This window comes from Neorickettsia findlayensis (genome assembly GCF_009856525.1).
Classification (GTDB): Bacteria; Pseudomonadota; Alphaproteobacteria; order Rickettsiales; family Anaplasmataceae; genus Neorickettsia; species Neorickettsia findlayensis.
In genome coordinates this window covers 476,722-490,157 of record NZ_CP047224.1, presented here as the reverse complement: position 1 = coordinate 490,157, position 13,436 = coordinate 476,722, and the positions used below count along the sequence as shown (strand labels likewise).

Here is a 13,436-nt window from a genome sequence, read left to right as displayed (position 1 = left end):
ACCGAAATCATATAACTACCTGGTTAAATGAATATTTACAGCTACTCGGTAGAAGGTCTTGATGTTTATTTTGCTGTTGCATAAGCACTGTTGTTTTTAAAAAAATTTGTATATAAAAAGAACGACACAGATACTTCCAGTAAAAAAATATGACAGGGCAAGCGGATCCAATTTCTGTCTAGTCATAGTATTCCCCGTAGCAGGGGCCACTATAGGTTCACAGAAAAATGCATTGAAGATAATCGGTAGAAAGTATCCGCAATTAAGTGCAGTGCTGATAACTAAGGTGACAATGAGTATGTAGTTACATTGTGCCAACGCCTCTGATAAAATGTCGGCCTTGCATAAAAGGGTTGCAGTAGGTGGGAGTCCTATCATTGTCAATGCTCCTATTGAAAAGGAGGACATCGCCACAGGCATCTCTCTTCCTATTCCATGAAGTTGTTTTGAGCTTGTCTTCCCGGTTCTTGCGTACATAGCTCCTGCAGTAAAAAAAAGGGTTATTTTTGCAAAGGCATGTAGAACCATATATAAAATTGCATAATTGAATGCGTTTTCAGTGAATATACTTAAAGTAATTCCAATATACGAGAGTTGACTAACAGTCGAATAAGCTAAGATCTCCTTCAGGGAGTGTTTTTTCAGTGCAACGACAGATGCGAAGATAATTGTAAAGGCATAAATACAAGTTATTGGTGTCATGAGAATCACATTTGCCGGGTCGGATATTGTAAAAACGTATTTCGCCACCTTCAGCATGCAAAATATTCCAGCTTTGACAACTGCAACGGCGTGTAACAGCGCACTTACAGGAGTTGGTGCAATCATTGCTTTTGGTAACCAACCATGTAAAGGAAAGATGGCAGTTTTTGCTGTTCCGTATGCGAACATCAAGAATAATGCTAACCTCGGGAGTCCAACAATGCTGATATGTAAGCTTTCATCAAAGGTGAAGCTGCCGGTAATTTTGTATGTGATAAGAATTGCAGGTAGTAGTAATCCGACTGATGGAAGAACTAAATAAGCTAGGTAGATTCGTGCAGCTCTGAAGCTATTTTCTGTGTTGTCATGATTTACAAGTGTGTAGGTCGCGAGGGTAAGTAGCTCATAGAAAATAAACATTGTCAGCAAGTTTCCTGAGAATGCTAAAAGCATAGTAATGGCAAGTGAAAGGTGAATCCGCGCGAAAAATCTAGCCTTTCTTTTCCCTTTGATTGCATACATATAACTGATTGCGTATATTGTCGCTGGTATGCTGAGTAGCGAGCATAACAGGGCAAACATCAGTGTAATTTTGTCCAACCCGAAGGCGATTCCTACGTGACGTGTGATTTGAAATACTTCAATAATAAGTGGCTTACCTTTTATTGCTAGCACTGCTGCAGCAATAAAACTTAGTATCGCGGTGAGGGTGCTAATTGTATAATAAAAAACGGGCTTGTGGCGTCCTGCTGTGGAATATAGCAAAAATGCGAACAAGTGTGCCAGCACAGCAACCCATAAAAAACACGATTCGCTCATTTCTCGCTTGTAACTTATCTATTTGTTTAAGCATATGGAAATTTTGTGAATTGCCTACTGTAAGGTAGGTTTTGTGTGAAGAGCAAATAAAATTATGTGGCGAAATTACCAAAAATAGAAAAGGTTATGTAGCACGTTTTTGAACGATTGACAGTTTTGTTGTTCCATTATAATGCTGTTCGCTTTATTTGAAGTTATTCTGTTGCTTTTCAGTCCGTACTTTCAAAGCGTTCTATGGTAATAGACGTTTGCGAAATGATTGTGTTCAATAATCACTTTCCTTTGCATGCAATTTTTTTAAGCCGCGAAAGCGAAAAATAGTAGATGAATATGCTTGATGTACAGACGATTGCTAAAGAAGCCAGCCTTAGCGGATAGATTGTTGATATGCCCGGATGGCTCTCTATGAATGCTTCGCAAATCTGTATGAAGAAAATTGTTATGGAAGCCGGAAGAAAAATCGTAGTCAGTAAATATGGAATTTTCTCTCTCAGGATGAATATTTGCTTTTTCTTTAAGTAAACGACGATTAAAAGCGTATTTAGCCATGTTGAGGTACACAAGGCTATTCCTATTCCGATATACGAATAGTATGGTACTAGGAGTATGTTCATAATGGTGTTTAAGACCACTGAAGCAATTATAAAGCTCATTGGAGCTCTTAGTTTATTAAGAGCAAGAAACGGTTCTAAGAAGATTTTATTCAAAAGATGTGCCGGAATGGCACAAGCAAGTATCTGTAACAGATGCGTCGTGTATTTTGCAGATTGAATGTCAAATTTTCCTCTAAGTAAAAACAATGATGTAGTGATATGCTCTGCCATGAAAACTAATATGATTGTCACGAGGATGCATGTGGTAATCCTCGTTTTAAAGGTTTTATTCTGTATTTCTAGTAGTTCCTTGATATTTTGTGTACGTACAATTGAAGAGTGAGTTATTTTCTGAAGTGATGTATTGGTGAGAATGAAAAACAGCTGAATTATTCCCTCTGCGTAACATAGCGAGGAGATTGCTTGTGGAATCTTGCTGGCAAAAAAAATGCTAACTAAAGCATTTATTTGATGTGCTTCTGATGCAAGTGCTGAGGGGATAAAGCATTTGAAAAAGTTCCTTACATTCTTACTGAGTGAAAATTGTTTAAGAACGGGGATGAGATCACTTTTTTCAAGTTGATATAAAAAGATAAGCATCTGTATCATCCCAGATAACGCGATAGCACAGCCCATATTAGGTAAGAGAAGGACATTATTGTTCCCTGTAAAAAGGATTACTGAAATTAAGATGGTATTCGTTATAAGCGTGTGTGGGGTTACGAAGGTAAAATTTCTTCGTGCACATAGCATTGAGTAGTAAAGTGATGTAAGCGGGATAAAAAGAATCAGTGGAAAGGCAATTTTCGCAGTTGTAATAAAGGAATCTCTTACGGAAGAAGAAAGCATTCCTGGCATCAGACAAAACAAAACTTTCTCTGTAAATATCTCTACAGCTATAAATAGAACAGCTCCCATGAAAGCAAGTATCAGTTGAATTTCATGTGAAAATTGCAATGCTGAATTACGATCCTCTTTCAAGAGCTGCGAAAAGATCGGAGAAAAAACTGCAGAGAAAACACCATTTGCAAATAGAGAGGTTGTTAGACTTAGGATTTTTGATATTCCAAAGAAAGCATCTGCAAAAAGTGAAGTTCCCAAGACTACCGCGATTAGCATATCCCTAATCAAGTGCAAGGCCTTCGATAGGAAAATTACGATACCTGGAATTGAAAAATATTTTCTCATAATTCATTCTGAGTGGACGAAAATCTTCTTTCAAAAGAAAGAAGATAACGTGAGTAGGAAATTGTTCAATTTTTTTTGCCCTTTTAACAGGTGGACTTTTTACGAAAAAGGTGATGAACCATTTCTTTATCTCTGTACACAAGATATGTGTAGCATTTGATAAATATGTGTAGCATTTGATATGTTAAATTACACTACTGTTGCATTGAGGGCAGTTTTGTTGCAAGATACGCTGGTATGCTCATATATTTTGCGTGTTCCAGCGGGTGTTTTTATACAAATTCATCTAATTCTTCGATGCGCGGTTGATGGTTTAGTAGAGTATCGCGAGTAAAGTATAGTAGTGTACAAAAGTGTTGTGGGTTTGTTGATTCATCAGGTCCGATCCCTTTGGTTGTCAAAAAGAGCGTTTTAGCACTAGTTATGAAAAAAACTTTGTCCATTCTCAAGCCAGACGTTATTTCCAGGAATATAATAGGTGAGGTTAATGCCCGTATTGAGGCTGCGGGTCTACAGATCATTGCGATGAAGCAACTTCATCTGACGCGTGCGCAGGCCGAAGCTTTTTATGTGATCCATAGGGCTAGGCCTTTTTTCGACGACCTGGTTAACTTTATGACATCTGCTCCTGTTGTGGTTCAAGTATTATCTGGAGATGATGCAGTTAATCGCTATAGAGAGCTTATGGGCGAGACAGATCCAAAGAAGGCTGCTAAGGGAACGATTCGTGGTGACTTTGCTGAGAGTATAGATGCAAACTGCGTTCATGGCTCGGACAGTGAGGAGAATGCTGAAGCTGAAATTGCATTCTTTTTTAGTCGGTGCGAGATCTTCGAAAGGTGATATCACGATTATTCTGAGTGATATTCCTATTTTGAGCGAAAGTTCGAGTGTGGGATGGTTTGGGTTCGCATTACTGGTGTGTGAAACAAAAAACTTTTAGGATACTTTAAGCCTCATGGTAAATGGTATACAATCCACTTCTTATAGGTGGTCTTATTGATATGTCTACTTTAGTTGGTAAGAAAGCATTTGATTTCACAGCAAAAGCTGTACTCAAGAATGGTTCCTTTTGTGATGATTTCAATCTTCAGCGTGAATTGTCTGGTCAGTATGGGGTGCTATTCTTTTATCCATTGGATTTCACTTTTGTCTGTCCAACGGAGATTATTGCCTTCAGTAATAGGATTCCTGCGTTTATCGAGAGAAACGCGGTTGTCATAGGTGTTAGTGTTGATTCTCATTTTTCGCACTTTGCATGGCGCAGCCTGCCTGTAAAAGACGGGGGAATAGGGAGTATTGGTTACACTCTGGTTTCAGACATAACTAAGTCTATTTCACGTGACTACCAGGTTTTGCTAGACGATGCAGTTGCTCTTCGTGGTACGTTTATTATAGATCCAAATTTTATTATCAGAGTTGCTCATGTTAATGATCTGAACGTAGGGCGGAACGTAGATGAGGTTCTTCGTACTTTGGATGCGCTCAAGTATAGTGACGAAAATGGTGAGGTCTGTCCGGCGGGTTGGAGCAAGGGCAAGGAAGCGATAAAAGCGACGCATGAGAGTGTTTCTGATTATCTGGCTTCCAATAGGGATGAGCTTTGAGTAGAGATGCGTGATGTTCTTGAAAGCGATGTATTAATAATCGGGTCTGGTCCAGCTGGGTGTACGGCTGGAATATATGCGGCACGTGCATCCGTTAGTGTTATTGTCGTCAGCGGAAACCAATCGGGTGGGCAACTTAGCGCCACAACCGAGGTCGAAAATTATCCGGGTTTTGCTTTACCCGTACAAGGGCCTTGGCTCATGGAGCAAATGCAGCAGCAAGCTGCGAATGTTGGGTGCAGTTTTGTTAATGACCACATCTCGCAAATTGAGGCTCCATACAGTTCTCCATTTATTCTTCGTGGGGAGAGCGGAAATCAATATCGTGCTAGAAGTATTATAGTCGCGACTGGTGCGCAGGCTAAGTGGCTGGGTCTTGAAAGCGAAAAGAAATACCAGGGTTATGGTGTTTCTGGCTGTGCGACGTGTGATGGCTTTTTTTTTCGCGATCAGGACGTACTTGTTGTTGGTGGTGGAAATACCGCTGTAGAAGAGGCACTCTATCTTACAAGGCATGCTAAAAAGGTTTACCTACTTCACCGTAGGGACCGTCTTAGAGCAGATGCTGTTCTCCAGGAGCGCCTTTTTGCAAATGCGAAGGTAGAGTTAATTTGGAATTCTGTTCTTGATGAGGTCCTTGGATGCGATTCGCCACCTGAGGTAACGGGTGTGCGCGTCCGCTCATTGATAGATAGTACTTTTAAGGAGATACCTATTTCTGGAGTATTTGTTGCCATTGGTCATGCACCAAACACCGCACTGTTCAGTGGTATTCTAGAGATGGATTTTGCTGGGTACATAAAGACGTCCGGTTCAGGTACTTCGACTAGTGTGTCCGGCATTTTTGCATGCGGCGATGTTCAGGACCCCATCTACAGACAAGCTGTTACCGCAGCTGGCACCGGTTGTATGGCTGCCATTGATGCCATAAAGTTTCTCGACTGCGTATAGTTTTGTGTCCCTTGTGCATTAACTTGTAAAGTATGCGTGCAAGCTGTGGAACCCGTGTCTGTGTTTTTGTCTTTAGCGTGTCTACTTTTTGAGTAGCATCATAGTCCTTTGGGTGGTAATTCAGTCTAGTGAAAAGTTTTATTGTCGAAAATGACTGTCGACGATTAGATAAATATCTAAGAAGTGTATTTGGTTCGTTTCCTCAGTCTGCGCTTCAAAAAGCATTGAGAAAGAAAGCAGTCAAGCTTAATGATACTGTGGTTAAAGCTTCTACTGCTGTTTTAAAAGGCGATTCACTGACTCTTAGTGCTAATTTTCTGCAAATTTTATCTTCACCCAGAGAAATACCGAGTTATAACCCAAATGTAGTTGACGGTAAGTTTGTCGAGTTTATTGCGTCACGTGTGTTATACGAGGACGAAAATGTATTAGCCATAGATAAGCCATTTGGATTTCCTGTTCAGTCAGGTCGCGGGATTACAGTAAGCATAGATAATGCAATGAAATCTCTCAATCCTGAATATCGTGTTGTTCATAGGCTTGATAAATATACTACTGGTGTACTTATGTTCGCAAAGACCGTGGATGCAGCTAGAGAGTTATGGCGATTGTTCTCGAATAGGCTCGTCAAAAAAAGGTACCTTGCTATAGTGATCGGGGAGTTGAAAGAAAAAAAAGGTGAAGTTGATTGCTACATAAACAAAGTCCTTTTTAAGGGTGAAGAAGTGATGCAGTGCAACAATATTAGCAAAGGTGAACATGCTATTACACAGTTTCACGTGATCAAGAAATTCAAAAATGCGTCACTAGTGGAACTCTTTCCTTTAACTGGAAGAAAACACCAGATTAGAAGCCAAATGGCAAGTATTGGGCATCCGGTATTAAATGATGGAAAATATGGAAGAAGAGAAGCATTCTTAGGGTGCTCTGTGAATAAGAAACTATGTCTCCATGCATGCGAGATAGAGTTTGAGATTTTTGGAAAAGTTATAAAAGTAACCGCAGAGCTGCCAGTTCATTTTGCCGAAAATCTCACGACAATGTGACACATACATATGTCGTATTCGTATATTTGGAGATCTTCACTTAAAACACCTTTTATGGTAGTTAGCCCTGAAAAGGTCCCATTAACGGGTAAGTATTCTTTACGGCATGCGTAGAGCAATAACAATATCGCGCAAAAGTAGAGTGAAAACGTCCGTTGTAAGGGTGCGCTTCTATGAAAGCGGTTATGCATAATGACGATGCTAATCGCGATCTACAGGAATACGATTCACGTGATTTGCTTACCTTGAGAAAGTTCTTCAATTAAAATGATGCTTTTCTTATACACGCGCAATTGTGATTGAAAAAAAAGTTATTTTCGACATTGATACAAAGAACCTCAACGAAGAAGGTGTTTTTTATGGTTACGCTAGTGTCTTTGATGTAGTTGATGAACAAGGAGATATTATCAGTGGAGGTGCTTTTGACTTGACGAAGTGTGTACCACTTTTGTGGCAGCACAGGCAAGATCAACCTATTGGGAAAGTTCTTGAAATGCAGGAAACTGAGAAAGGACTTTATTTAAAAGGTCACATAATTATGGAGGTAAATCAGGGGTATGAAGCATACAAGTTGCTCAAGGCAGGAGTCCTAAACGGGCTGTCAATTGGATACGTACCACAAAAATATAAGATGGATAAGCATACGGGAGCAAGAATTATAACGGCTGTGAAACTCATGGAGGTAAGCCTTGTGACTTTCCCGGCAAACAAGTATGCAAGGGTAAGCTCTGTGAAAAGTCGACATGACGCGGATCAGTTGCTAAAGGCAAGATTAGTAAGACTAATAGAAACAACAAGAAATGAGTTTGCCTAAAACTTCGTTGTTGTCTCCACACGTGTTTCTTTTGGCTTTACGCCTTATGGTTTTAAGAAGTGAACTCTTCAAGGAGTAGTTTATGGGGTAACACGAAAAGGTGTATCAACAGTGTCTGTCAATTATCCGAAAAAAGCGCTAGATCATCAAAGACTGTAGTTGACTGATCGAAGAAAAGTAGGGCGGTCCCAACTGGACCGTTCCTTTGTTTTGCTATTATTATCTCGGCTTTGTTTCTTACTTCATCCATCTTGAATTGCCAATTCTCATAATTTTCATCATCACTTGGAGGTTGTTTGCGCATCATATAGTAGGCTTCGCGAAAAACAAACATTACAACGTCTGCGTCTTGTTCTATTGAGCCCGACTCTCTCAAGTCAGAAAGTTGCGGACGCTTGTCTTCTCTCTGTTCAACCAGGCGAGAGAGCTGCGATAGGGCAATAATCGGCACATTGAGTTCCTTAGCGATTAATTTTAGCCCCTTAGTGATTTCGGAGACTTCTTGTACCCTATTGAACTCCGTACCCTTGGAGCCTCTCAAAAGTTGCAAATAATCTACGAAGACAGCTCCAAGTTTTGCCTTTCTATGTAGTCTGCGTAATTTTGTGCGCAGTGCTGAAATTGATACAGAAGCAGTATCATCTATAAAAAGGGGTAATTCCGATAACTCTTTACTACTTTCAATAACTTTCTTCAGTGATTCTTCAGAAAACTTTTTACCTGTTCTAATACTGAATGCATCGACTCCGGAATGCACAGATAGCATTCGAGAAGCAATTTGATCAGCTGACATTTCTAAAGAGAAAAAGCACGCGGACATTCCTTTCTTCTGTAGCTCTCTAGTTACCCTTAGAGCCATACTTATGGCTAAAGATGTCTTACCCATAGATGGACGTCCTGCGATTATTAAGAGGTCTGAATTTTGCAGTCCGCCTAAAAGGTTATCTATGTCTCTGAAACCAGTGGAAGTATTCTGAAACGGAGCCTTTGCCTTAAAAGTAATTTTTGCTCGTTCAACTGCGATTTCAATCGGTTTAGAAATATGTAAGCAGGATGGATCAAGTTCACCTGAGCTTGCAAGTTGAAACAAAGAACGTTCAGCTTCTTCTATCTGCTCATTTGTAGTTGTACTGCTCTGTTCACCTGTGGCACTAGAAATTATTTTTTGTGCCAAAATGATTAATTGTCTTCTTATATAAAGCTCTTGTATCACACGTGCCAAACTTGATACGTCCACTACAATACTGGCTTTTTCAATGATATTGAGCAGATATTCTTGACCACCAATGGCGCTCAATTCATTACTTGATTCAAGATAATTCTTTAGGGTTACAGGATTGGCGACAAGTTCTTTTGATCTAAGGTGAAGCACAATTTCAAAGATCTTTCTATGCACTGGGGCGTAAAAAGAAGATGACGAAATGACCTCTTCTATTTCATCGCAAGCATCATTGTTAGTGAGTAGAGCGCCGAGTATCAGCTGTTCTGCTTCAATATTGTTAGGAAGTTCAGCGGAAAGATTACTCAATGCTTCTCGATAATACAGAAAAGTGTCGGAGTGGAGGGATTCGAACCCCCGACCTCTTGGTCCCAAACCAAGCACACTAACCAGGCTGTGCTACACTCCGCACACAGCTCGAGATTCTAAATCAAAGCTTATTTATAGTCAATTCAGTAGCTCATACATTAATTTTGTCGACCAACTCACAAACCCAGTCGTTAAAAAGATGAAATGGATAACTGTGTCACACATAGAAGCTCAACTGCCTATGTAACAACTCAAACTACACCAGAGTGCATCATTTCGTATAGTGACCCACAAATGCGAGTAGTTCATCCTCGCTACGAGGTGATATATGACTGATATAACGACCATCTAATCCCATGAGATAGATGAGGGCTGAATGATTAAATTTTTCAGGATCTTCATCTGCTGCCACATAAACTTTGTAGTCATTGACAACTTTTTCTATCATATCACTTGTGCCTGTAAGCATGAGTATTCGCTTATGAAACGACTGACTGAATTTGTTTAGCACTTCCACTGTATCGTTTGTGGGATCTAGAGTAATAAAAAGTGCTTGAAGTTTTGGGAACGCATCAAGCGTTTTTTCCAGTAGAGCTAATTGTCCAGGACAAATATGTGGGCATCTACTAAAGCCAAAAAGTACGAGGGTATATTTTCCTTTTAGTATATCATTCCTGACTTGATGGCCATTCTGGTCAGTTAGTTTGAAGGTTCCACCTATTTCTATTTGTGAGGTCGTAATTTCTTTTGTGAAGGCTTCTGCTTGATATGAGGTTCCAATAAGCAAGGTAAAGCTCAGCAATTTGAAAATAAAGTCGATTTTACTGCTCATCTTTTTATTGTCATACGTATATAGATTATTTCCTTTATAGCTGAGATTTTTCTAAAAGTAAAAGAATATTAGCAGTATTGATGATGCAGGTGAAAAGGGGCTTTATTTGAGTATATTAAAGTAATACATTAGAGTATTATTGCGTGAATCTTTACAATTAAAGTAATACTTTAATTGTAAAGATAAATATCCTTTGGAGATCGAGCTTTGCAAACATTGTGATATCGAATAGTTTCAATTACAAAGTAAAGATAAAACCCCATTTCAAATGGGGTTTTAAAAACCTACTTTAAAGTAGGTTTTTAAAGGGCCTATTTTAAAGTAGGAGATGCTTTTATTTCATGTTCCACTGATAGACATACACCCAAGATACAGTGAAGGTGAATTTGCTCTACCACAAAACTTTATATTATCAGCCGCGATAATTTCTTTAAAAATATCTTTTAGTTGCCCAGCAATGGTAATCTCGCTCACAGGAAAGGAAAGTTCACCATTTTCAATCCATAGCCCTTGAACTCCTTGGCTATAGTCGCCAGTTATTGGGTTGACCCCACAGCTAAATAAACTTGTTACGTATAATCCTTCTTTGATCTTACTTATAAGCTCCTTTTCAGAATATGTATCACTACTTTCTAAGTAGATGTTTGTTGTTGAAGGAAAGATACTTCCGCTCAAGGTGCGTTTCGCAAAACCGTTTGCTTTCAAGCCGAGCTTGTTGGCGTTGTACTGATCGAGTATCCAGTTTTTCAATATACCTCTTTCTATTAATGGAAGACGCTTAGTCGTGCAGTTTCCCTCATCATCAAAGGCTGCTGTCTCGATTTTACATGTTGCACCTTCTGGGTTATTCAATATGCTTATACTGCGTGGAAGTATTTCCTTACCTATATCTCCTTTTAAGAAAGTTGCTGATTGGATAACGGACTTGCCACTGAGGAAGCTGTTAAAATTGTCGAGGAAACTCGAAGCGCACCTTGCATCAAATATGACTTCTCGTTTGCATGTCGGTACTTTTCGTGGTCTTAGACCTTCTATAGCTCTTTTTTCTGCTTCAGCTGCTAAGTCCGTCGGGCTGAGGTCCTGAAGTGAGTTGCTTGTAATATATGAGTAACCTGAATTTAGGTTGCCTTCATTTTCTGCAACTACGCTTACTACGGCAGAGAATAGTTGATTTTCGAAAGTTCCAAAAAACCCATTTGTATTTGCGACTATCTTTTTTATGATTTTCTTCCCAAATTCAATGGTCTCTGTGGTTTTTAGCTTCCCATTTGAGTGAGCTATTTGCTCAGTTTCGATTGCCAACTCCTTTAATTTATCGGGAAAATTATAGTTAGTATGGGTGCTATAGATATCATCGATCACTGCTGCGTTTTTTGGTAGTGAAACATATTCATCTTCTGGAATATGTGCCAATGCATCGTATGCTTGCAAAATTAATCGTCGTATGTCTGCAGAAGGATCACATCTTACAGAAGTTGTTTTCTTATCTTTTATTAGTCTAAACGTAACGCTCGAAAATGAGGATTCCTCTAATTTTTCTATCTCAAAGTTTCTTGCATTTACGGTTGTGTTTTGGGTTTGAGTTACTAACAAATCTGCTTGGCAGTTTCGTTTTTGTGCTTCGCTTAATATGAGTTCTATACAATTCATGACCTTCATTTTGCTATTTTTGAGATCTTAAGTATCTTGCCTACAATTCTCAATGCGTCACTATTACATATGCTAATGTTTTGCGGGTTTTATTACATTTATAATGTTCAACAGATAACATTATAAATGTAATGGTTTTGTTTCTTCCATCACTTATGTAATGTGAAAATGAAAACGAAAATAGTAGAAGCTATGTCCATTCAGTTAGAGTGGGTTTATAATTGCACACGAGTGCTGGTATAGACGTTTAAATTTGTACTAACTAAACCATGAAAGAAGTTCTCGTCCCAAGAATGGGTGAATCGATTGCGGAAGCATCCGTTGTGAAAATTACTAAAAATGTTGGTGACTCTGTAAGAGAGGACGAGTTACTTTTTGAGCTTGAAACGGACAAAGCCGCTGTAGAGGTATCTGCTCCTGTTTCTGGAGTCCTAAGCAAAATTAATGTTGAGGTAGGTCAAGCAGTAAAAGTAGACGATGTGCTCGGGTTGATTGATGAAAATGTTATTGTTCCCAAAGATGGTAGCCCACTTTTATCCGGGATTGATGGTGGTAGTGTTGTTCCACCGTCTGTTGCCATTGCAGGTGGAGTAGAATTGGGCGTAGAAATAGGAAAGAATATTTCATCAATAGAATCTTCTGAGCCGGTGTATACCAGACAGGATGCGCCATCTGCACGGATTTTGATGGAAGAGAAGTTGTTATCTCCAAGTGATATTGTTGGTACGGGAAAAGATAATAGGATAAGGAAAGTTGATGTACTAAGTCGACTGTTTTCTGGTGATCCAGTCCAAAAACAAGGTTCGAAATCAGAGCAACTTGCGGTTGCTAGTAGTTCTATGGGTCTTAAATTTCCCGAAAGGACCGTGCCGATGTCTAAATTAAGACAAAGAATCGCGTCAAGGTTGAAAGAATCGCAAAATACAGCTGCAATTTTAACGACTTTTAATGAAGTAGACATGGAGAATGTCATCCAAATAAGAAAGCGTCATAAAGACTTATTTGAGAAGGTCCATGGCTTAAAACTTGGTTTTATGTCGTTTTTTGTACGGGCTGTTATTTATGGGCTTGAGGCTTTTCCGGAAATTAACGCTGAGATTCGTGGAAAGGAAATAATTTATAAGGATTATTATAACATCGGGGTTGCTGTTGGCACAAAGAATGGGCTCGTCGTGCCAGTAATAAAAAATGCACAGAATCTCTCGTTCGCAGAAATTGAAAGACAAATACTTGAATACGGAAAAAAAGCCAGAGATGGCAAAATAGAGCCAGATGATATGCAGGGCGGTACTTTTACGATTTCTAATGGTGGTATCTATGGTTCGCTCATGTCAACGCCGATTATTAATCCTCCGCAATCTGGCATACTTGGGATGCATGCGATAAAAGAAAGGCCTGTTGTTATTGATGGTGCGATTGTTGTGAGGCCGATGATGTACCTTGCTCTTTCTTACGATCATCGTATAGTTGATGGTAGGGAGGCGGTTAGCTTCCTTGTTCGGGTGAAAGAGTGTTTGGAAAATCCTGAGAGGTTGTTGCTCAAGGTCTAGTTGTGTTTCCAACAGTGGTTCAAGTTTTACTTGAGCTTTTTCCTTGGAAGGATTTGTTTGGTTACTTAGCTATATTCCGTTTTCTTGGGAAAGGTAGGGTTTCTTAGCTGCACCAAGACTTTGGATGTGGTATGCAAAAGTATTACCTTCTAGAAA

Annotated in this window: 11 protein-coding genes and 1 tRNA gene; 6 read left to right on the top strand and 6 right to left on the bottom strand. The window is 39.4% G+C overall.

The features are described 5' to 3' along the window. Positions 1-96: 96 nt before the first annotated feature. Both GP480_RS02290 and murJ read right to left on the bottom strand, forming a co-directional pair. Positions 97-1,521, bottom strand: coding sequence for a proton-conducting transporter transmembrane domain-containing protein (locus GP480_RS02290; protein ID WP_160095515.1), 1,425 nt, complete (start codon positions 1,519-1,521; stop codon positions 97-99). Between the two features lie 272 nt (positions 1,522-1,793). After that, positions 1,794-3,302: a murein biosynthesis integral membrane protein MurJ gene (gene murJ / locus GP480_RS02285; protein ID WP_160095513.1), complete on the bottom strand. Its 1,509-nt coding sequence runs from the start codon at positions 3,300-3,302 to the stop codon at positions 1,794-1,796. Positions 3,303-3,725: 423 nt separating this feature from the next. Between murJ and ndk the strand changes: the two genes are divergently transcribed. From ndk to GP480_RS02260, 5 genes are all read left to right on the top strand, one after another. After that, positions 3,726-4,145 carry a nucleoside-diphosphate kinase gene (gene ndk, locus GP480_RS02280; RefSeq protein ID WP_160095511.1) on the top strand — a complete coding sequence of 140 codons (420 nt, stop codon included), beginning with the start codon at positions 3,726-3,728 and terminating at the stop codon, positions 4,143-4,145. 161 nt (positions 4,146-4,306) lie between these two features. Further along, positions 4,307-4,909, top strand: coding sequence for a peroxiredoxin (locus tag GP480_RS02275; protein WP_160095509.1), 603 nt, complete (start codon positions 4,307-4,309; stop codon positions 4,907-4,909). A 6-nt stretch (positions 4,910-4,915) separates the two neighbouring features. Next, positions 4,916-5,860: a thioredoxin-disulfide reductase gene (gene trxB / locus GP480_RS02270; RefSeq protein WP_160095507.1), complete on the top strand. Its 945-nt coding sequence runs from the start codon at positions 4,916-4,918 to the stop codon at positions 5,858-5,860. Between the two features lie 128 nt (positions 5,861-5,988). Continuing rightward, positions 5,989-6,906, top strand: a complete 918-nt coding sequence (locus GP480_RS02265; protein ID WP_160095505.1) for an RluA family pseudouridine synthase — start codon at positions 5,989-5,991, stop codon at positions 6,904-6,906. A 295-nt stretch (positions 6,907-7,201) separates the two neighbouring features. Continuing rightward, on the top strand, positions 7,202-7,720 hold the full coding sequence (locus tag GP480_RS02260) for an HK97 family phage prohead protease (RefSeq protein ID WP_160095503.1): 519 nt from the start codon (positions 7,202-7,204) through the stop codon (positions 7,718-7,720). 118 nt (positions 7,721-7,838) lie between these two features. Here GP480_RS02260 and GP480_RS02255 read toward each other — a convergent pair whose 3' ends face one another. The 4 genes from GP480_RS02255 to GP480_RS02240 all read right to left on the bottom strand — a co-directional run bounded on the left by GP480_RS02255 (position 7,839) and on the right by GP480_RS02240 (position 11,739). Further along, a complete protein-coding gene (locus tag GP480_RS02255; RefSeq protein ID WP_160095501.1) occupies positions 7,839-9,248 on the bottom strand; it encodes a replicative DNA helicase in 1,410 nt (469 codons plus the stop codon). A 25-nt stretch (positions 9,249-9,273) separates the two neighbouring features. Next, positions 9,274-9,348: transfer RNA gene (locus GP480_RS02250), tRNA-Pro, on the bottom strand. A gap of 171 nt (positions 9,349-9,519) precedes the next feature. Then, positions 9,520-10,080: an SCO family protein gene (locus GP480_RS02245; protein ID WP_160095499.1), complete on the bottom strand. Its 561-nt coding sequence runs from the start codon at positions 10,078-10,080 to the stop codon at positions 9,520-9,522. Positions 10,081-10,419: 339 nt separating this feature from the next. After that, positions 10,420-11,739, bottom strand: coding sequence for a TldD/PmbA family protein (locus GP480_RS02240; RefSeq protein ID WP_160095497.1), 1,320 nt, complete (start codon positions 11,737-11,739; stop codon positions 10,420-10,422). Between the two features lie 260 nt (positions 11,740-11,999). Between GP480_RS02240 and odhB the strand changes: the two genes are divergently transcribed. Beyond that, a complete protein-coding gene (odhB, locus tag GP480_RS02235) occupies positions 12,000-13,280 on the top strand; it encodes a 2-oxoglutarate dehydrogenase complex dihydrolipoyllysine-residue succinyltransferase (RefSeq protein WP_160095495.1) in 1,281 nt (426 codons plus the stop codon). Positions 13,281-13,436: the final 156 nt, after the last annotated feature.